At 43.3% G+C, this 20322-nt stretch carries 17 protein-coding genes and 1 tRNA gene; 10 read left to right on the top strand and 8 right to left on the bottom strand.

Going from position 1 to position 20322, the window contains the following annotated elements:
• Positions 1–389 precede the first annotated feature (389 nt).
• The gene (locus JRG66_RS07420) at positions 390–1148 is read left to right on the top strand and encodes a YebC/PmpR family DNA-binding transcriptional regulator (protein ID WP_265165290.1); all 759 of its coding nucleotides are present in this window, start codon (positions 390–392) and stop codon (positions 1146–1148) included.
• Here the strand turns inward: JRG66_RS07420 and JRG66_RS07415 are convergent.
• Entirely contained in the window at positions 1145–3025 is a 1881-nt protein-coding gene (locus tag JRG66_RS07415; protein ID WP_265165289.1) for a cation:proton antiporter, read from the bottom strand. The two genes, JRG66_RS07420 and JRG66_RS07415, sit on opposite strands and share 4 nt — an antisense overlap.
• 96 nt (positions 3026–3121) lie before the next feature.
• Positions 3122–5149: a cation:proton antiporter gene (locus JRG66_RS07410; protein ID WP_265165288.1), complete on the bottom strand. Its 2028-nt coding sequence runs from the start codon at positions 5147–5149 to the stop codon at positions 3122–3124.
• 159 nt (positions 5150–5308) lie between these two features.
• Between JRG66_RS07410 and JRG66_RS07405 the strand changes: the two genes are divergently transcribed.
• The 6 genes from JRG66_RS07405 (at position 5309) to JRG66_RS07380 (ending at position 13718) form a co-directional block, all read left to right on the top strand.
• Positions 5309–7093 (top strand): cation:proton antiporter, encoded by a 1785-nt coding sequence (locus JRG66_RS07405; protein WP_265165286.1) that lies wholly within the window; start codon positions 5309–5311, stop codon positions 7091–7093.
• Between the two features lie 35 nt (positions 7094–7128).
• Positions 7129–7989 carry an MBL fold metallo-hydrolase gene (locus JRG66_RS07400; RefSeq protein ID WP_265165285.1) on the top strand — a complete coding sequence of 287 codons (861 nt, stop codon included), beginning with the start codon at positions 7129–7131 and terminating at the stop codon, positions 7987–7989.
• A gap of 6 nt (positions 7990–7995) precedes the next feature.
• Positions 7996–9675 (top strand): S8 family serine peptidase, encoded by a 1680-nt coding sequence (locus tag JRG66_RS07395; protein WP_265165283.1) that lies wholly within the window; start codon positions 7996–7998, stop codon positions 9673–9675.
• A 6-nt stretch (positions 9676–9681) separates the two neighbouring features.
• Positions 9682–11514: a M1 family metallopeptidase gene (locus tag JRG66_RS07390; protein ID WP_265165281.1), complete on the top strand. Its 1833-nt coding sequence runs from the start codon at positions 9682–9684 to the stop codon at positions 11512–11514.
• A 190-nt stretch (positions 11515–11704) separates the two neighbouring features.
• A complete protein-coding gene (gene rnpA / locus JRG66_RS07385; RefSeq protein ID WP_265165280.1) occupies positions 11705–12103 on the top strand; it encodes a ribonuclease P protein component in 399 nt (132 codons plus the stop codon).
• The gene (locus JRG66_RS07380) at positions 12084–13718 is read left to right on the top strand and encodes a S41 family peptidase (RefSeq protein WP_265165278.1); all 1635 of its coding nucleotides are present in this window, start codon (positions 12084–12086) and stop codon (positions 13716–13718) included. The genes rnpA and JRG66_RS07380 overlap by 20 nt, the downstream gene beginning before the upstream one ends.
• On the opposite strand, the gene JRG66_RS07375 is transcribed toward JRG66_RS07380, so the two are convergent.
• The 4 genes from JRG66_RS07375 to JRG66_RS07360 all read right to left on the bottom strand — a co-directional run bounded on the left by JRG66_RS07375 (position 13715) and on the right by JRG66_RS07360 (position 15526).
• The gene (locus JRG66_RS07375) at positions 13715–14155 is read right to left on the bottom strand and encodes a GNAT family N-acetyltransferase (RefSeq protein ID WP_265165277.1); all 441 of its coding nucleotides are present in this window, start codon (positions 14153–14155) and stop codon (positions 13715–13717) included. The two genes, JRG66_RS07380 and JRG66_RS07375, sit on opposite strands and share 4 nt — an antisense overlap.
• Positions 14155–14586 (bottom strand): ribose 5-phosphate isomerase B, encoded by a 432-nt coding sequence (gene rpiB, locus JRG66_RS07370; protein WP_265165276.1) that lies wholly within the window; start codon positions 14584–14586, stop codon positions 14155–14157. Before rpiB ends, JRG66_RS07375 begins: the two co-directional genes overlap by 1 nt.
• 521 nt (positions 14587–15107) lie before the next feature.
• Positions 15108–15350 (bottom strand): putative signal transducing protein, encoded by a 243-nt coding sequence (locus JRG66_RS07365; RefSeq protein WP_265165275.1) that lies wholly within the window; start codon positions 15348–15350, stop codon positions 15108–15110.
• Between the two features lie 32 nt (positions 15351–15382).
• On the bottom strand, positions 15383–15526 hold the full coding sequence (locus JRG66_RS07360; protein ID WP_265165274.1) for a hypothetical protein: 144 nt from the start codon (positions 15524–15526) through the stop codon (positions 15383–15385).
• Between the two features lie 195 nt (positions 15527–15721).
• On the opposite strand from JRG66_RS07360, the gene rnr reads away from it, so the two are divergent.
• From rnr to JRG66_RS07345, 3 genes are read left to right on the top strand one after another with little or no spacing between them, the layout of a single operon-like run.
• Positions 15722–17929, top strand: coding sequence for a ribonuclease R (gene rnr / locus JRG66_RS07355; RefSeq protein ID WP_265165273.1), 2208 nt, complete (start codon positions 15722–15724; stop codon positions 17927–17929).
• Complete coding sequence (locus JRG66_RS07350; protein WP_265165272.1) at positions 17907–18596, top strand: head GIN domain-containing protein; 690 nt, start codon at positions 17907–17909, stop codon at positions 18594–18596. Before rnr ends, JRG66_RS07350 begins: the two co-directional genes overlap by 23 nt.
• A 40-nt stretch (positions 18597–18636) precedes the next feature.
• Positions 18637–19344, top strand: a complete 708-nt coding sequence (locus JRG66_RS07345; protein ID WP_265165270.1) for a LysE family translocator — start codon at positions 18637–18639, stop codon at positions 19342–19344.
• A gap of 446 nt (positions 19345–19790) precedes the next feature.
• On the opposite strand, the gene JRG66_RS07340 is transcribed toward JRG66_RS07345, so the two are convergent.
• A tRNA-Cys gene (locus tag JRG66_RS07340) sits at positions 19791–19864 on the bottom strand.
• 82 nt (positions 19865–19946) lie between these two features.
• Positions 19947–20303, bottom strand: coding sequence for a dihydroneopterin aldolase (gene folB, locus JRG66_RS07335; RefSeq protein WP_265165269.1), 357 nt, complete (start codon positions 20301–20303; stop codon positions 19947–19949).
• Positions 20304–20322 lie beyond the last annotated feature (19 nt).

Raw genomic sequence — 20322 nt, 5'->3', positions numbered from 1 at the left:
TGCCTTCACCTTAAAATTCATTAATGCTTATTTAAAGTCACCCCGAGCCAAATCGAGGCATGTTTTTGTTATGGAACTGAAACTTTTCTTCCCAAATTAAAATAAGCCTCAAAAAAGGCATTTTGAAAAGTCTTTTTTCTCTGTTCTATATTCTATATTCTGATTTAAAAGAGATTCTATACTGCGCTGCGTTCAGAATGACAAAAGTATTCTGCAGAAAACTGCGAATTCGGCGGGAAAAACCAAGATTCAAGATTGTGAGGTGTCAAAAATGACATTTTTGAAAGGTTTTTTTCTTTGCTCTTTCCTCTCCTTTATCCCATTTGACCCCGGTATCATTTTTTTTAAATTTGTTAGCCACCACTATTAACAATTAACTAGGAACTAATATGGCCGGACATAGCAAATGGGCGAATATCAAACACCGGAAAGGAGCTCAGGATAAAAAGCGTGCAAAACAATTTACCAGGGCTATAAAAGATATAAGTGTAGCAGTGAAAACCGGGGGAGGAGCAGATCCTGAAGCGAATCCTGCGCTGCGTAATGCCATTTCAAACGCCAAAGGGGTGAACATGCCCAAAGACACCATTGAACGCGCTATTAAAAAAGCCAGTGGGGCAGAGGCCGATAATTACGAACTGGTCACCTTTGAAGGTTATGGCCCCAACGGAATTGCCTTTTTCATTGAATGCACTACAGATAATACCAATCGCACGGTTTCTTCGGTGAGGTCAATTTTCTCAAAGAACGGCGGCAGCCTTGGCACCAACGGATCACTCGAGTTTTTGTTTGATCGCAAAGGGGTCTTCAGCATAGCAAAAGAAGATATTCCCATGGACATGGAAAAATTTGAACTCGAACTCATAGAAGGAGGTGCCACCAGTATCGAAAAAGAAGAGAACCTTATCTACGCTTATACCGATTTTACAGATTTTGGCAGCATGAATTCCAAACTGGAAGAACTGGAGGTGGAGCCCAAAAACGCCGGCCTCCAGAGGATTCCCTTAAACACCGTGGAGTTACCGGTAAAAGAAGCCGCCAAAATTTTAGAGTTAGCCGAAAAATTTGAAGAAGATGAAGATGTTCAGGATGTCTACCACAACCTGGAACTTACAGATGAACTTCTGGAAGAGATCAGTAAAGATTAATCTTCACCCTCCAGCTTTTCTACGGTCTCTTCATAATTCTCTTCCTGTTCTTCTTCCTCCTTCTTGATCTTCTTACCCAGGTATACAAGCTGGTACCCGCTGCTAATCTCTACTTCTGAACTGTGAGATGGGATTATTTTCAACTCGCCGGTATCGGTCTTTACGAACAGCGGAATTATATCGGGATCGGTCTTTGAGATTTCCAGCAATCCTTCGTAATGCGCCCTGCTATTAAGCACCACCTCGTGTATGGTAGGATGGCTCCTGGCAACTTCGGTCAACTTGATATAATCATCGGTATGCGAGAATAGACCTTCGGAAGGATTTGTCTCCGGGTCATTCATTTCATCAGAAGAAATAAGCCTGAAAGAACCTTTTTCACCGTACTGACTGGTAAATTTATTGATCGCCGTTTTATTAATATCACTGTTCCCCGTCATCGCCATAAGGTAACCCACGTCGTTGAGCTCAATGTTGTTAAAAAGGTCATCTTCATAAACACTTCCGGCAATGGCATCGAGGCCCAGGTCTTTAGCCTTCATAACATTGTCGGCATTGTTATCCATGAGCACCACGTGGCGTTTATTATCCTGCAGGTACTTGCCAATGAGCCTGGAGACAGATGAAGCTCCAATAATGAGAATTCCTTCGGCATCTTTTACAAAAACCCCAACCAGTTTGGCAAAAATGCGGGCGGTTGTAGCGTTGAGCAGTACAGAAAGTAGTACCACCATAAAGACCAGCGGCGTGATGTACTCGGCTCCAGGTACGCCTTCCCTGGCAAGTTTAAGGCCAAAGAGGGAAGCAATACCCGCAGCAACGATCCCGCGGGGACCAACCCAGCTGATAAAAGCGATCTCATTGGCTTTGAGGTTAGATCCAAGGGAGCTTAAAATCACCCCAACGGGCCTCACAATAAAGACTATGGCACCAAATAACATGGCAGCTTTCCAGTTGTAGATAAGCAACAGATCAGATATTTCAATGTTTGCCGCCAAAAGGATGAACAGGATCGAAATAAGCAGGACACTCAGGGACTCTTTGAAATACAAGAGCTCCTTGATGTTTGGCAGGTTTTTGTTTCCCATCACCATTCCCATGACCACCACGGCTAAAAGTCCGCTCTCATGGGCAAAAGTATCGGCCAGTACAAAAACCCCGAGCACCGTGGCCAGTGTGAAAACATTGAGCAGGTAATGAGGAATCACATTCCGTTTTATGAGCAGGGCCAGGATATGGGCAAAAGTAAACCCGAAAGTAAACCCGAACAGGATGATCTTCCCAAACTCGGTAAGTGCGGTGATCGTAAAATCCTGCCCGCCTTCAACGCGTATAAATTCGTACATCAATACAGCAATGAGTGCTCCAATGGGATCAATCAAAATCCCTTCCCATTTCAGGATGGAAGAAACATGGGTCTTAAGAGGAATATTCCGAAGAATAGGTGCTATAACCGTAGGGCCTGTAACAATAATAAGCGACGAAAACAGGAAAGAGATTTGCCACGAGAACCCGTAAATAAAATGAGCTGCAAGGCCGGCACCAAAAAAGGTAACCACAACCCCCACACTTATGAGTTTCACGATAACCGGGCCAATATTTCCCACCTCGCCCCGCCTTAGGGTAAGGCCTCCTTCAAAAAGAATTACGGCAATGGCCAGCGAAACGAAATAAAATAAGCTTTCGCCGGGAAAAACACCTTCTTCCCCGTTCCAGATAGGTTCCAGCCATTTGGTACCGTCATCAGAAAGTAAAGTGGAAACAGGGCCTACAAAAAGGCCAATAAGTATAAGCGGAAGTATTGCCGGGGTCTTGGTTTTCCAGGCAACCCACTGCGCCAGTATTCCCAGGATAACTAAGCCTGCAAGTTCTAACATGTGTAATTTTTAATCAAATTTAGGCCTAAAGTTAACTTTTTATGGGTTAACAGCAGAATCTCTCTCTAATACTACATCTTATTACTTCGGAAGAAATTAAGGATAGATAATGATCCGGCTCTTGTCAAAGAAGTATTTTTCGAGCTTGACAGGAATACCCCTTAGTACATTCTGAAACGATTTTGAACCTTTTCTGGCCGAAATAAGCACCACTATATCCTCTTCCTGCATATCCCTGCCCAAAATGAGAAAATCGTTCCATTCCTGAAAGATCTTATAGGTCACCGGCGAATCGCTCTTCAGCTTTTTAAACTGCTCTAAAAATGCCTTTTTTGACACTCCGTTGCAGTTGATCACCACCGGTACACTAAGTTCTTTGGAGAGCACTTCAATCTTACTCACCCATAAAGGGAAACCCTCTTCCTCTTCGGCAAGGGCCGGAACGATTAAAAACAGCCGTTTATGGGTTGCCAAAGGCCTGCTGAAGTGGGTGATGAAAGAAGTTTTATTGTTGGCAGCGATAATGCGCTCCATCTTTTTGCCTATAAGCTTATCCATAAGCCCTTTTTCTGAAGGCCATCCAAAAATGACAAGATCGGCGATGATTTCCCGCGCCTTTCTGGCAATTCCCTGTGCCACATTTTGATCTATGGTGGCATGTATGGTCACTTCAGCTTCGGCGGCAGAGGCCTGAGAAACGAAATCTTCAAGTTTACCGGTAGCCCGGGCGATGTTGATCTCGGCTTCAGCATTATTCGGAACTACCGAAAGTATAGAAATGGGATTGGGAGAAGCCTTATCCTTGATGAGAATGGCAAATTCAAGCAGCTTGTCAAAATTCAGGATATTGGCAATAGGGAGTAAAATAGTTTCATTTTTAAAAGCTTCGGCATTTTTTACCTCTTTTGACAGGTCTTTTTCAGATTCATTTTTCAATTTAAAAGCAGCCCTTTGGGTAGCCAGGGTGGCAACTATAGAGGTGGCCAGGATAAGGATCACGGTTCCGTTTAAGATATTTTCATCTATAATTCCGGCGTTAAAACCAACAATGATCACGGCCAGGGTCGCCGCTGCATGTCCGCTGCTCAACCCAAAGATCACTTTTCGCTGGGCTTCGGAATATTTAAAAATGAGCTGCGTAAAAAGGGAAGCAAGCCATTTCCCAAAAACGGCCACTACAGTTAAGGTTCCTGCCACGATCAAAGCCGTTGGCCCGGTAAAGATCACACTAATGTCTACGAGCATCCCCACACTAATCAGGAAAAAAGGGATGAACAAGGAATTCCCGATGAATTCCACCCTGTTCATAAGCGCAGAAGAATGAGGGATTAGCCGGTTTAACGCCAAACCTGCCAGGAATGCCCCAATTATGGGTTCAACCCCCGCCAGCTCTGCTAAAAATGCCGAAATAAACACCACGGTAAGTACAAAAATGTAGTGCGAATGCTTTTCATTTTCCATGCTTGTGAAGAACCATTTTGCAATTCGGGGCACAAGAAGGAACATAATAGCCGAAAATATAGCCAGCGAAATTCCCAGGCGCTGCCAGAAGGCCGCATTAAGTGTGCCTTCATGGTTTCCCATGATTACCGCCAGTACAATGAGTACAGCGGTATCTGTAAGTATGGTGCCCCCAACGGTAATGGCCACAGCTTCATTTTTTGACACCTTCAGTTTACTCACAATGGGGTAGGTGAGCAGGGTGTGGGTCGCAAACATACTCGCCGTTAAAAAACTGGCATTGAAATCGTAATTCAGCAAAAAATAACAGACAGGAAAACCAATTCCGAGGGGAATGATAAAAGTGAAAAATCCGAAAAGAAAGCTCTTGTTCCTGTTAGCCTTGAACTGGTTCATGTCGAGTTCAAGACCCGCAATGAACATGATGTAAAGCAATCCTATGGTCGAAAAAAGGTCTATAGCCGCGTTTTGCTCTAGGATCCCGGCACCGTAAGGCCCAATCACGATCCCCGAAATAATAAGGATAATAATGCCGGGGATATTGAGGCGCCGCAGCACGATAGGAGAAATGAGGATGATAAGCAGGATAAGCGAAAAGACCAGCACCGGGTTGGATAAGGGCAATTCAAATTCGTGCTTTACTAACTCGAGAAATTTGTTCATATATTACCAGTAAAGGATTTAAATGTAGTAGATATTGTCACTCTTAAAATATAATTCCTGCAAAAAATGCTATTTTTAAGTGATTTTTTAGAAAATCACACAGCTTCAAAACTGGAAGCCCCTTTTTATTGATTTGAACCCACACTAAAATACTGGCTTATGGAAGAATTCAACATTTTAAATCTCCTAATTATCCTCGCCGGAGCATGGGTGGGTGGCGCCGCTGCAAAAAGACTGGGTTATCCCGCCATTTTAGGAGAACTGGTGATAGGGATTATTTTAGGGCCGGCGGTTCTAGGAATGCTTGAAACTTCTGAAATGATAAGCATCCTGGCCGAAGTAGGTATCATCCTGCTCATGGTGTACATAGGCATGGAAATTAATTTCAGGGACCTCGGAAAAGCTTCATGGCCGGGGCTTTTGGCCGCTATTGGCGGCTTTGTTGTTCCGTTTGGGCTGGGTTACTACACCATTATCCTCTTTGACGGAACTCAAATGGCCGCCCTCTTTGTGGCTATTGCAGTAGGGGTGACCTCTCTGGCCACAAAAAGCCGGATCCTGGTAGACCTGAAGCTGCTCAACACCCGAATAGCCTATGTGCTCATGGCCGGTGCGCTTATTTCAGACACCCTCGCCCTTATCATTTTTGCCGGGTTGATGAGTTTTGTAGATGTGGGGAATGTTGATGCCCTTGGCCTTACCTGGGTGGCAGGAAAAGCCATCTTATTCTTTATTCTTACTGCTGTGGGGGGTATTTATCTCCTGCCACTGCTGGGAAAAACCCTTAGCCGTGCAAAGATCAAAGACCGAACCCTGCATTTTACCCTAATCTTGATTATCGTTTTCGGATTTGCCGAACTTGCAGAGCTGGCCGGCTTACACAGCATTTTAGGGGCTTTTATGGCCGGACTTTTCATACGCGACGGTGTTTTTAACAGGCAGATTTCAAAAGAGATCAACGATATTTTTCACGATGTTTCAATCGGATTTTTAGCACCCATTTTCTTTGTTTCCGCAGGATTTAACGTGACGCTCGACATTTTTCAAACCGACCTCTGGATGCTCATAGCGGTAACCCTGGTCGCCATGATTGGAAAAATTGGAGGAACTGCTTTGTTCTACCTGCCCAGTGGCTACGGCTGGCGTGAAGGCCTGGCTGTGGGAACCGGGATGAACGGCAGGGGCGCGGTAGAAATCATCATTGCCGGAATTGGCCTCGAGATGGGGATTATTTCTGCTGAAATCTTCTCTATCCTCGTCTTTATGGCCATTTTCACCACCCTCACGGTTCCGGTTTTCCTTACATGGACCACAAAGTGGCTCAAGAACCGCGGCGAACTCATTCACCAGGAATCCCGGAAAGGCTTTCTCATCCTTGGGGCAAATCCGCTGGGAATACATCTGGCCAAACACCTGGCTGAAGATAATGACGTGACCCTTGTAGACTCCAACCGCGATATGGTAGAGCTCGCAAAAAAAGAAGGCCTAAATGCCATTTTTGGGAATATACTGAAAGAAGAGACCATGGAACAGGCACATGCCATTGACAAGGGCACTTTTATTGCCCTCACTGCCAACAGCGAGATCAACCTGCTGGCAGCACAACTGGCCAACGATTCCTTCTATATTCCGAAGAAGATCGTGCTCATGGATCCAAAAGAATCTGGTGCGGGCGTTGACCTGCTGGACAGGATAGATGCTTCCTCCATGTTTGCTGCAAAGACAAAACTAGATCCGTGGACCTATAAGTTAAGTTCCAACAATGCCAGCGAGCAGGAAATTCTGGTGGAAGAAGAAATGTCTACCCGGCAATGGATAAAGGAACAAAAGAAGCAACAAAAGGATTTTCTGCCTATACTTATCGTAAATGCTGAAGGGCACAAAAGACCTTTCCACTTCCACGACACCATAAGTCCCGGTGAAAAAATAATATATTTACGGTGAATTTATTGAGGAACTATAAAATCACCTAAAAATTCATGAAAATATATCCTATTGAAGCCGGTAATTTTAAGCTGGATGGAGGTGCCATGTTTGGTGTGGTACCAAAATCTATCTGGAATAAGACCAACCCGGCCGACGCAAATAACATGATTGATATCGCCGCCACCTGCATGCTCATTGAGGATGGTGAGCGCCTCATTCTTATTGATACCGGAATGGGCGATAAGCAAAGCGAGAAATTCTTTGGTTATTACTATCTCTGGGGAGATGACAACATTGACAAATCCCTTAAAAAACACGGCTTTTCAAGAGATGATGTCACCGATGTCTTTATGACGCACCTGCATTTTGACCATTGCGGCGGAAGCATTCAGTGGAACAAAGACCGCAGCGGTTATGAACCGGCCTTTAAAAATGCCACTTTCTGGACCAATAAAGAACACTGGCAATGGGCAACCCAACCCAATGCCCGTGAAAAGGCTTCTTTTCTGAAGGAGAACATACTTCCCATGGAAGAGAGCGGCCAGTTAAAATTCGTTGAAAGGCAGGGCGGAGCATATCAGGATAATTCTGAACTTGATTTTGGAATTCTTTTTGTAGATGGTCATACCGATAAGCAGATGATCCCTCATATTAAATATCAGGATAAGACCTTGGTCTTTATGGCCGATCTTTTACCCACTGCGGGTCACATTCCCCTGCCTTTTGTGATGGGATATGATACCCGGCCCTTGCTTACACTTCCCGAAAAAAAGACATTTCTGGAAAGGGCTGCCAAAGAAGATTTTTATCTTTTCCTGGAACACGATGCCCACAACAAGGTGATAAAGGTGAAAGAAACCGAAAAAGGAGTACGATTAGACGAAGTATATACATTTAACGAAATATTTAATTAGAACATTATGAAGATCCCTATTTACAGGCCTTTGATGGCAGCCGGAATGGCCGCTGTACTGGCATCATGTGGCAGCTCGGCTCCCACAATTGTCTCTACCCCCATTGAGAATATTGATGAAAACCCTCTCAAAGTTTCTGAACTTACCGATGTGGAGCTAAAAGGTTGGGGTGGTGCCGATCTTGTTTCAGATACCATTCCCGGGATGAGCGTGCAAAGAGCGTATAACGAGATCATCAAGAACAACAAAGGAAAAAAAGTCATTGTAGCTGTTATTGACAGTGGTGTTGATATTGAACACGAAGATCTTGACGGCGTAATTTGGACCAATGAAGATGAAAAGCCCAACAACAATCGCGATGACGATAACAACGGGTATGTTGATGACATGCACGGCTGGAATTTTCTTGGAGATGCAGTAGAAGAGAACCTTGAATACACCCGCATCTACAAAAAACTGAAACCCAAGTACAGCAGTATACCTGCAGGTGCTGTAAAACCCGAAAATCAGGAAGAATTTGAGCTTTATCAGCGTGCAAAAGCCGAATATGATAAAGAGTACAACGAAACCCTTGGCATGAAGAACCAGTACGAAGGTATTGTGCAACAGCTACAGGTTTCTCATGAGGCGGTTTCTGCCAAAATAGGCAAAGAAGATTATACTTTGGAAGAGTTGAGAAATATGGAAGCAACTTCCGAAGAAATGCAGCAGTACAAAGGTTTTTTAAGTCAGGTAATGAGCAATGTTGAAGGTTCTATCCCCGATGCAATTTCACAGCTTAAGGAGGCTATAGATTACTTTGACGGCAGGCTTTCTTCCCACTTCAACCTTGACCTTAACGCCCGCGCCATAGTAGGCGATGATGTTGATGATATCACCGATACCAACTACGGAAATGCTAACGTGATGGGACCAACTCCCGATAAAGAAGACCTTAAACACGGTACTCACGTGGCAGGTATTATTGCTGCCGAAAGAGATAACAACCTTGGTCTTAACGGGGTGGCCAATAACGTGGAGATCATGGTGCTTAGAGCAGTGCCCGATGGAGATGAGTACGATAAAGATATTGCCCTTGCCATTCGCTATGCTGTAGATAACGGTGCCAGTATTATTAACACCAGCTTCGGAAAATATTTCTCTACCCACCCGCAGTGGGTAAGAGATGCTATAAAGTACGCCGATGATAATGATGTGCTTATTGTGAACGCCGCCGGAAATGAAGGAATAAACCTTGACGAAAATGCGGTATATCCAAACGATCAGGATCCTGAGAATCCTAGTGAGATTGCAGATAACTTCCTTACTGTAGGAGCTCTCAATTATGAATATGGATCTGGCCTTATTGCAGGGTTCTCTAACTATGGTAAGACCAATGTTGATGTATTTGCACCAGGAACAAAGATCTGGTCTACCACGCCAAATAACGAGTATGAGTACCTGCAGGGAACTTCTATGGCAGCACCTGCAGTAGCCGGTGTTGCAGCCGTGATACGTTCTTTCTATCCAAAATTGACCGATGATCAGGTTAAAAAAGTGATCATGGACAGCGGCCTAACCAGTAATGCTACTGTAATTATTGGGGGAGACCCGTCAAATACCATGAAATTCAATCAATTATCAACTTCAGGAAAAATGGCGAACCTTTATAACGCGCTTATCCTGGCCGATAAAATGTCTAAATAAGTAAGTATGAAGAAAGGAATATTAACACTGGCATTTTTATCATGCCTGGCAGTAACTGCCCAGAACAACACCTCTTACTGGCAACAGGAAGCCAACTATAAAATGAATGTCGACATGAATGTTGACAACTTCCAGTACACCGGGGAGCAGGAACTCGAATATACCAACAACTCTCCCGATACGCTAAAAAGGGTTTTTTACCACCTTTTTTACAACGCATTTCAGCCGGGCAGTGAAATGGATATACGTTCGCGAACCATAGCAGATCCAGATCCGCGTGTGGGAAGCAGGATTGCCAGTCTCACCCCCCAACAACAGGGTTACCTGCGGGTCAACACCCTTAGCATGAACGGGAAGTCTCTTCAGTTTGAAGAGGTGGGAACGGTTTTAGAAGTAGAACTTGCCGAGCCTATTTTGCCGGGAGAAAGCGTGAATTTCTCGCTGAAGTTTGCGGGCCAGGTTCCCGAACAAATCCGTAGGGCCGGTAGGAACAGCAGTGAAGGTGTGGCTCTTTCTATGGTGCAATGGTTCCCTAAAATGGCCGAATACGACTTTGAAGGCTGGCATGCCGATCCTTACATTGGTCGTGAATGGCACGGTGTATGGGGAGATTACGATGTAAAGATCAATATTGATAAAGATTACATTCTTGGTGCTTCGGGAATCCTTCAAAATGCCAATGAAATTGGCTATGGCTACGAAGATGAGGGTGTAAAAGTGAAAAGGAAAAGGGGCGATAAGCTCACCTGGCACTTTATTGCAGAAGATGTGCTCGATTTCGCCTGGGCTGCCGATCCTGAATACATTCACGATAAAAGAACCGCCGCCGATGGTACCGTGCTGCACTTTCTCTACAAGAACAAGCCTGAAATAAAGGAAAACTGGAAGAACCTGCAGCCAAAGACCGAAGAACTCCTTTTGTACTTTAACGAGCACATAGGGCCTTACCCCTGGCCACAGTACTCTGTGATCCAGGGAGGAGATGGCGGAATGGAATATGCCATGCTTACCCTTATCACCGGGGAAAGGAATTTTGGAAGCCTCGTGGGCGTGACCGCTCACGAACTTGCCCACGCCTGGTTCCAGCACCTGCTGGCCACCAACGAGAGCAAGCACGAGTGGATGGATGAAGGTTTTACCAGCTACATTTCAGACCTTGCCATGAACGAAGTAATGGACCAGAACCAGGAAAACCCTTTTACAGGCTCTTACAGAAGCTATACCCGCCTTGCAACTTCGGGTGCAGAACAGCCGCAAACCACCCATGCCGACCGTTATACCTATAACGCGGCTTACGGTGCCACAGCCTATTCAAAAGGCTCTGTATTCCTCTCGCAGCTGGGTTATGTAATTGGTGAAGAAAACCTTCAAAAGACCTTAAAAAGGTACTACGATGAGTGGAAATTTAAGCATCCAACGCCCAATGACTTTATTAGGGTAGCCGAAAAAGTTTCGGGTGCAGAGCTCGACTGGTATTTAACCGACTGGACGCGCACTACAAACGTTATTGACTACGCCATTCAGGCGGTAGAAGAAGAGGGCGATCAAACCAGGGTTGTGCTCATTAGAAATGGTGAAATGCCCATGCCTGTTGAGCTGCAAGTGACCTATAACGACGGTACTTCCGAAGAAATTTATATTCCGTTGCAAATGATGCGCTGGGAAAAACCGGGTTTTGATGAAAACCAGACCAAAAAAGACTGGGCGTGGGCTTATCCTACCTATTCTTTTACGCTGAACAAGCCAAAATCTGAAGTTTCTTCTATCGAGATCGACAGCAGCCAGATGATGGCCGATGTGAACAGGAATAACAACCTTTACCCCAAACCTCAGCAGTAAAAGGTTTCAAAAATGGCATTTTTGACAGGTATTTTTTACAACTGAAGAGAATGACATTCAGAATTAAAATACACCTGAAATATATACAGGTTAAAGAAAAAGAGGCTTTTAAAAGCCTCTTTTTTATTTTATGAGTTTGGCCGGCAAGATTCTTTATCAATACTTATTTATAAATGAATAATTTTACCTCATGGATGAAAGCTTCGGAAAGAAGGAGAAATTAAAGAGCAAAGTTATTATTGATAAACTTTTTGCTGAAGGCCGGTCGGTCAAAAAATATCCCCTGCTATTAATTTACACTCCGCTTGAAAACCCTTCAGAAAAAGTGAATAAAGTGGGGGTTTCGGTTTCAAAGAGGAACTTTAAGCGGGCGGTAGACAGGGTTAAAATAAAACGGCTGATGCGGGAGGTTTTTAGAAAAAATAAGTATCTTGTTTCCAGTAATTTAGCCGAAAATTATGCCATAATGCTAATTTACACCGGCCGTGAAATATGGAGTTATAAAGATTTACTGCGCAACGGCGAAGAAGTGTTGAAAAGATTTGTGGCGCAGGAAAAAGCCAAGGAACATGAAAAAGACCCTCTCTAAAATTGCATTTTTTGCAGCCCTTCCGGTGCTGTTATTTACTACTGTAAGTTATAAATCAGATTTCTTTGAGATCGCCAAACAGCTCGAGATCTTTACCACGCTGTTCAAAGAACTCAACATGAACTATGTTGATGAGACCAATCCTGCAGCCCTCATGGATACCGCCATTAACGCGATGCTCGAAGACCTTGACCCCTACACCCATTACTGGAATGAACAGGAAGTACAGGCGGCAAGGATAGACAATGCGGGAGAATACACCGGCATTGGTGCCACGGTGGGTATAAAAGCCGATAAAATTGTCATTTTAGAGCCCTATAAAAATTATCCTGCCGATAAAGCCGGTTTAAAAGCCGGAGATGAGATTATTAAGATTGGTAATATCGCTGTTGAAAATTTTAGCGAAGATGCGGGAGAACTGCTTAAAGGCGCTCCAAATTCTAAAGTTGCACTCACTTTTAAACGCCGAGGAGAAATAAAGACCACCAGCCTTACCCGTGGTGCCGTTGAGATCAAAGCTGTACCCTTTTACAAACTGCTGGAAGGTAATACCGGCTATATCGTGCTTTCCCAATTTAACCGGAATGCTTCGGCCGAAACTGCCGAGGCTTTGCGGGAGCTTAAAGAGCAGGGGGCAGAAAAGATCATTCTTGACCTGCGGGGCAATCCCGGCGGATTGCTTTCTGAAGCTATCAACGTAACCAATATTTTTGTGCCACAGGGCGAGTTGATCACCAGTACAAAATCGGCAGTTGAAAAGTATAACCAAACCTTTTCAACAACCCGGAAAGCTATAGATACCAGAATTCCGCTGGCCGTGTTGATAAACGGCCGAAGTGCCTCTGCCAGCGAGATCGTGGCAGGTTCTCTTCAGGATTTAGACCGCGCGGTGATCCTGGGGGCCAGGAGCTTTGGGAAAGGCCTGGTACAGCGCCCAAAAGACCTCACTTATGGCACCCAGTTAAAAGTAACTATCTCGAGGTATTACACGCCAAGCGGCCGCTGTATTCAGGCACTCGATTACCGTCACCGAGACGAAGAGGGAAATGCCTTGCGCTATTCGGCTAAAGATTATAACGAATTTAAAACCCGAAATGGCAGAAAGGTCTATGACGGCGGCGGTATTTTACCCGATATAAAACTGGAAACTTCGGAATTTAGTGATATCACCAACGCACTCCTGCTCAAAAATGCCATTTTTGACTACGCTACAAATTATTACTATACCCATAAGCTGGACACGCCTGAAGAATTCAGCTTTACAGAAAAAGACTATTCCGATTTCAAGGATTATTTAAAATCCACCGGATTTGAGTACCAGACAGCCACAGAAAAAGAACTGGAAGACGTAGTGGCCGCGGCAGAAAAAGAAGGTTATCAACAAAATCTTTCGGGAGAGTTGAAAAGTATAAAAGAGGCAATTTCAAATTCCAAAGAACAGGCTTTAAACCTCAAAAAAGCCGAAATTATGAGCCTGCTTTCCGAAGAGATCATAAAAAGGTATTTCTACAAGGAAGGTCTTTACGAATATTACGTGAAGAAAAACCCCGAGATCTTAAAAGCGAAGGAAATTCTTCAGGATAAGGCTCAATATCAAAACATTCTGAAAGGTTAATTCTTGAGCATGCCAATATGGGGGATGCCGTCTTCGAGATATCCTTCCCCAATTTGTTGAAAACCGTGATTTTCGTAGAATTTTGTAAGGTAAGTCTGCGCCGATAATTTGATCTTTCGGGTGCTGTACCGTTCTTCAATAGCTTTTATGGAAGCTTCTAGAATTTGATGGGCAAAGTTTTTTCCTCGGTGGGTTTCTTTGACCAGCACACGGCCAATGGCGGCCTCTTCAAAGTAAATTCCGGGGGCAAAGAGCCGGGTATAGGCTACCAGGACGTTTCCATCAAAACCCAGCACGTGCAGGGCCTTTTGATCTTTTCCGTCTATGTCCTGGTAGGCACAATTTTGTTCCACCACAAAAACTTCAGACCTGAGCTGCAGAATTTGATATAGTATATGTATATCCAGGTCTTCAAAAGTGGCAATTTTTACTTCCATTATTTACAGGCGATCTTTTCAACACGACGGCTGTGACGGCCTCCGGCAAATTCGGTATCAAGAAAAACCTGCACCATCTCAACAGCCTGTTCTTTTGAGGTGTAACGCGCCGGGATGCTCAAAATATTCGCGTTGTTGTGTTCCCTGGCCAAAGCCGCGATCTCCTTGATCCAGCAAAGTGCCGAGCGAACCGACTGGTGCTTGTTTGCCGTCATATTTGCCCCGTTCCCGCTTCCACATATAATGATCCCAAAATCGGCTTTTTTATCCTCTACATCGCGGGCTACGGGATGAACAAAATCGGGGTAATCTACACTTTCTTCGGAATCTGTTCCGTGGTTGATCACTTCAATATTTCTTGATTTGAGATAATCAACAACAGCAGTTTTATAAGTGGTACCGGCGTGATCATTTCCAATAGATATTTTCATAAGAGGCAGGTTTGATGAGCCACAAAGGTAAAAATTTGACTTATCAACTTCTATTTTTGGCTTTGTTAATTAAATGTTACAAGCTATTTAAAACTAAGGCTTTATAAAAGTTCATAATTTGTTTATAAATGAAGACGAAAAAATTAAAACGAAATTTGGATAATTAGTGGAAAAACCGAATATGAAAGAATTCCCGAGAGATGAAAATTTTAAATTCACTTTTTTCCGCGAAGTTTTCAGCACCCAAAAATCAGTTCTGAACATCAGATTAAGGGAAAGTTATTAAATGATTAAATTCACATTTCATTATGAACAGTTGTTAAAAAAAAGTAAAGTTTATGTAATAATCAGGAGCTTAGCCAGACCTGCTGCTGTTCATAACTTGTTACCTCAGTATTCCTAACTACAAATCCAAAAAACTTTAAAAAAAGTTATTCTACATATCAACAGACTATAATACTCCATCATTTTAATTTTTTAAAAAAGAAAGAAAATATAAATAGTATTATAAGTGTTGACAACTAAACGATCTTTAATGGAGCAGGATCCTGATTGAAACTGTTGATGATCTCCCGGGCGCGGTCTACATCCAGGGGGTGAACTTTGAGCTGAATTCCGCCCAGGGCATTGGAATAAAAAGGAAATACCCCAATCATGGTTTCATTCTGAAAGAAGTGCTGGATATTCTCCTGCTCAAGGAGAAGCTGGAGTACAGCGTATTCGTGGCGATAGGTAAAGATCGCAAGAGTGACAAAATTATTCATAGCAAGTGGCTTGCTACTAAAGATATTACTTTCTAATGTATGGAAGAAGAAATACTTACCGGAAGTGAGGCAGTAACAGGCGCATTTAACGTGCGGTTTATGGAAGCTACAAAAGTGAGTACACCAATCACGAAAATGAGGATAAAAATTACTGTTATTTTGGTGGCTTTACTCATATATTTTTAATGTGTGCCTGTAAATAATATACCGAACAAAATTAATATTTTTTTAAGATTATGGAGTTTTAAATGTTAATTTTTTCTTATCGTTAGTTTATATTATCGTGAATGATCTGCTCTTGTGAATTGAAATTGCTATAAATTCAGGTAGATGTGAATTATAAGGCTTAATTTTATAGCTTAAATTTAGAAATGAGTAAAAAGAAATACAAGAATAATAAAAGTGCCAGTCTCGAAAGTATAACGCAAAAGATCCTTGGGATCATGCGAAAAGAATCGGGAAAGGATTTTAACTACAAACAAATAGCAGCAAAAATGGGAGTTGATGATCCCACCAACAGGAATAAGATCATCAGAACCTTATCCCAGCTTGCTGCCAAGAAGAAGATCGAAGAAGTTGACAGGGGCCGGTACAGATTGAACAGCAATGTAGACCGTTACCGTGGGATACTCGATATGACTGCAAAAGGCAGTGGGTATGTGGTAGTGGAAGAGCTTAATGATGATGTTTTTATTCCTTCCAATAATATCAACAAGGCTTTTGACGGAGACGAAGTGGAGATCTACGTCTATAAACGCCGCCGGAACAAAAAATCTGAAGGTGAGATCACTTCGATCATAAACCGGAAAAAGACCAGGTTTGTAGGGGTTTTACAGCTGCAGGAGAACTTTGGGTTTGTGGCTGTTCAGGATGCAAAAATGTACACCGACATTTTTGTTCAGAAGAACAAAATAGGAGATGCCAAAGACGGGGATAAGGTAGTGGTTGAAATGGAAGAATGGCCCGAAAAAGCCGATTCTCCTTTTGGCCATATCGTACAGGTGCTGGGAAAACCGGGAGAACACCATACCGAAATACATTCCATACTGGCACAATACGGGCTTCCGCATGAATTTCCGCAGGAAGTTGAAGATTTTGCACAGGGGATAGATACCAGTATTCAGGAAGAAGAGATCAAGAAAAGAAGGGATATGCGTGAAGTTTTAACCTTTACCATTGACCCAAAAGATGCCAAAGATTTTGATGATGCCCTTAGTTTTCAGCAATTGGAGAACGGCAACTACGAAATTGGTATCCACATTGCTGATGTCTCGCATTACGTGCAGCCGGGAACCATACTCGATGAAGAAGCCTTTAACCGGGCAACATCGGTGTATCTGGTAGACAGGGTAGTGCCCATGTTACCTGAAATTCTTTCCAACAACGCCTGTTCATTGAGGCCAAATGAAGAAAAATACACCTTTTCTGCAGTCTTTGAGATGACTGAAAAAGGCGAGGTCAAAGACCAGTGGTTTGGTAGAACGGTGACTTATTCAGATGCGCGTTTTGCCTACGAAGAAGCCCAGTATATCATAGAAACCACGGGCGGTGACATTCCTGCCGATATTTCCATTACCGGTGAAAGTTATAGGACCGATGATGCCATAGTTACTGCCGTTCTCAAAATGAACCAGATCGCTGAAGTGATGCGGAAAAAGAGAATGAGGCAAGGTGCCATCTCTTTTGACAAGGTAGAGGTGAAATTTGAGCTTGACGACAAAAATGAACCTGTAGGCGTGTTCTTCAAAACTTCAAAAGAAGCCAATAAACTTATTGAGGAATTCATGTTATTGGCAAATAAAAAAGTAGCCGAATTCATTGGAAAACAAAAGCCGAAAAAAACCTTTGTTTACCGTTGCCACGACGAACCCGATGACGAGAAACTTGCCGCCCTGCAATCGCTGGTGAGCAGGTTTGGGCATAAACTCAACCTGCGCGACCAGAAACAAATCTCACAATCTTTAAATAACCTGCTGCAGGATGTGCAGGGAAAGAAAGAGCAAAACCTGGTAGATACCCTTACTATCAGGACGATGAGCAAAGCCTATTACAGTACCGAAAATATAGGGCATTACGGGCTCGCCTTCAGCCATTATTCACATTTTACTTCTCCCATAAGGAGGTATCCCGATGTGATGGCCCACAGGTTGCTTCAGCATTATTTAGACAATGGAAAATCGGTGCCAGAGGAAGAATACGAAGCTAAATGCCAGCACAGCAGTAACATGGAAGGCCTGGCAACCAATGCAGAACGGGATTCTATCAAGTACATGCAAATAAAATACATGCAAGACCACAATGATGAGGAGTTCCTGGGCGTTATTTCGGGTGTCACCGAGTGGGGGATCTATGTGGAAATTATGTCTAACAAATGTGAAGGCATGGTGAGATTACGCGATATGAGGGAAGATCATTTTGATTTTGACCCAGACCAGTACGCTGTAGTTGGCCGAAATACCCAAAAGGTTTACCAGTTGGGTGACGAAGTTTATGTCTCTGTTAAAAATGCCGATCTTGTAAAAAGGCATTTAGACTTTAATTTAATTGGAAACAAAGATGAAGTTGAGAACCCACATTAAAACAGGAATTGTACTGCCATTTTTCATGCTTTTCTTCAGTTTATCGCTTTTTGCACAAGATGTAAAAGAGAAGCTGGGGAATTTTGCTGAAGTGAAAACCTTTAACGCCGTAGAAGTTGAGATTATTCCTTCTTCCGAAAATGAGATTGTTATTACCGGCCACAGCAAAAATGAGGTGAAATTCGAGATCGTTGAAGACCGGCTTGAAATTAGGCTGTCTTTAGACAACATCTGGTCAAATAACAATACCAAGATCACTCTTTACACTAAAGGCTTAAGCATTGTAGATGCAAATGAAGGTTCGCTGGTCACAGTTTCTGGCGAGATTGAGGGACGGGAGCTCACTTTTAGAAGCCAGGAGGCAGCCGATATTAAAGCAGAGCGTGTAAATGCCGGAAAAGTAAATGTAAAAGCCATTTCTGGCGGAAAGGTTCAGCTTAATGGCAAGGCTGAAGAACAGGATGTGGAAGTGAATACTGGAGGTCATTACTACGGAAAGAACCTGCGCACGCAAAGCACCGATGTTAAGTCGGGCACGGCCGGAAGAGCCGAGGTCTATGCTTCAGATTATGTGAAGGCCACCGCAAAACTTGGCGGCACCGTAGAAATTTTTGGAAGGCCGGCCGAAGTCGACAAAAAAACCAGCCTGGGCGGTAGAATTTTATAAGTAAACTAAAGTTCTATCTTTGTGAAACTAAAAGATATGAATGTTTCAGGATATATTAGCTGCAGTACCTTTAGGCTTTTTTCTTGCTTTTCTATTGGGGCCGGTATTTTTCGTGCTCCTGGAAACTGCGGCTATTAAAGGCTTTAGAGCGGCAATTTCCTTCGATCTGGGAGTGATTTGTGCCGATATGATCTTTCTGCTAATCGCTTATTTGAGCACCACAAAACTATTGAACCGGATCAAAGATGATCCGGCTCTTTTTATTTTTGGAGGTGGCATTCTGGTCACTTACGGCATCATACAATTTGTTCAAAACCGCAGGGTGCTTGAGCACGAAGAAGTTCCCGAAATCCAGAAACTCAATAAACGTGACTATCTGGGCCTTGCTGCAAAAGGCTTTCTGCTCAACTTTATCAACATTGGCGTCCTGGGGTTCTGGTTAGGGCTTATCATCATTTTTGGCCCAAAAATGGAAATGGAAACCAATCGCATGACGGTTTTCTTCAGCTCAATTCTGGGGACCTATCTCCTTATTGACATTTTCAAGATCCTGGCAGCAAAAAAGCTCAACAGGAAGCTCACGCCAAACCGAATCTACAACGTCAAAAAGGTGATAAGCATTATCCTGGTGATCTTCGGGATCATTTTGATCGCCCAGGGCCTTGTTCCCGAAGAATTGACGCAAATACAGGATCAAATTGACCATATTGCACCTGCCCCGGGTGCTTATATCCAGTATTTCGAGTAAAAATTAATTTCAGAAATATCTGCGTACAGGTTTTACACGAATTAGCAAAAATACCTGTCAAAAATGCCATTTTTGAAGCCTTTTATTTCAGAAACCTCCGGGTTTGGGATCTAAAAAATATTACGGATTGTAAAAATTTCTTCGGAAGTAGAACCTGTGTGAATTTGAATACCTTCCGAAGTAAAAGTACTTTTTAGCTTCAGGAATAATCCTTAATATTTATTCAAAAGGCTGATTTATAAGCTTCCGAAGAAATTTTTCAGGATAAAAACCAGAGGAAGATCTGCTCCTGGCTGCTTTATTTTGTGGGGTGCCAAAAATAGCATTTTCAGAAGCCAAGACCTTCCGAAGGAGTCGGGCAGGATCTTTAGTGTTTTAAAAATGAATTTTGAATCCAGAATTTTAAATTTTGAATAAAAAAAAGCCCCTTAAAAAGGAGCTTTTTTTGGAGGCATCGAGCGGATTCGAACCGCTGTACAAGCTTTTGCAGAGCTCTGCCTAGCCACTCGGCCACGATGCCGTTTTTCTTACGGAAGGCAAATGTAATAAAAATTCTTTTTTCAGGCCTATGCTTTTGCCCGGCTTTAAAAATTATTGCAAAATTACCTGCTTTTACTCCTTCTCACCGTAACCATGGCCACGTTACCACCTATGGGCGGGTTGATCTTTGAAACCTCTACCCGTACTTTTTGCACGATAAGCAGCTCTTCCAGAACGCGGTTGATGATTCTTTCGGCTACGGTTTCCAGCAGTTTTGACCTAATGGCCATTTCTTCTTTCACGATCTTGTTGAGGTGAACGTAATCTATGGTGTCTTTAAGGGCATCGGTTTTGGCCGAAAGAGACAGGTCTCCGTGAACCTTAAGGTCTACCCTGTAATCACTGCCAATCTGGCCCTCTTCTTCAAGGCAGCCGTGATAGGCGAAAACTTTGATATTTCTGAGTTTTATACTTCCCAAAATTGTATTTTTTGCGAAG

This window comes from Salinimicrobium tongyeongense, assembly GCF_026109735.1.
In the GTDB taxonomy this organism is placed as follows: domain Bacteria; phylum Bacteroidota; class Bacteroidia; order Flavobacteriales; family Flavobacteriaceae; genus Salinimicrobium; species Salinimicrobium tongyeongense.
This window is presented reverse-complemented; position numbering and strand designations above follow the sequence as displayed.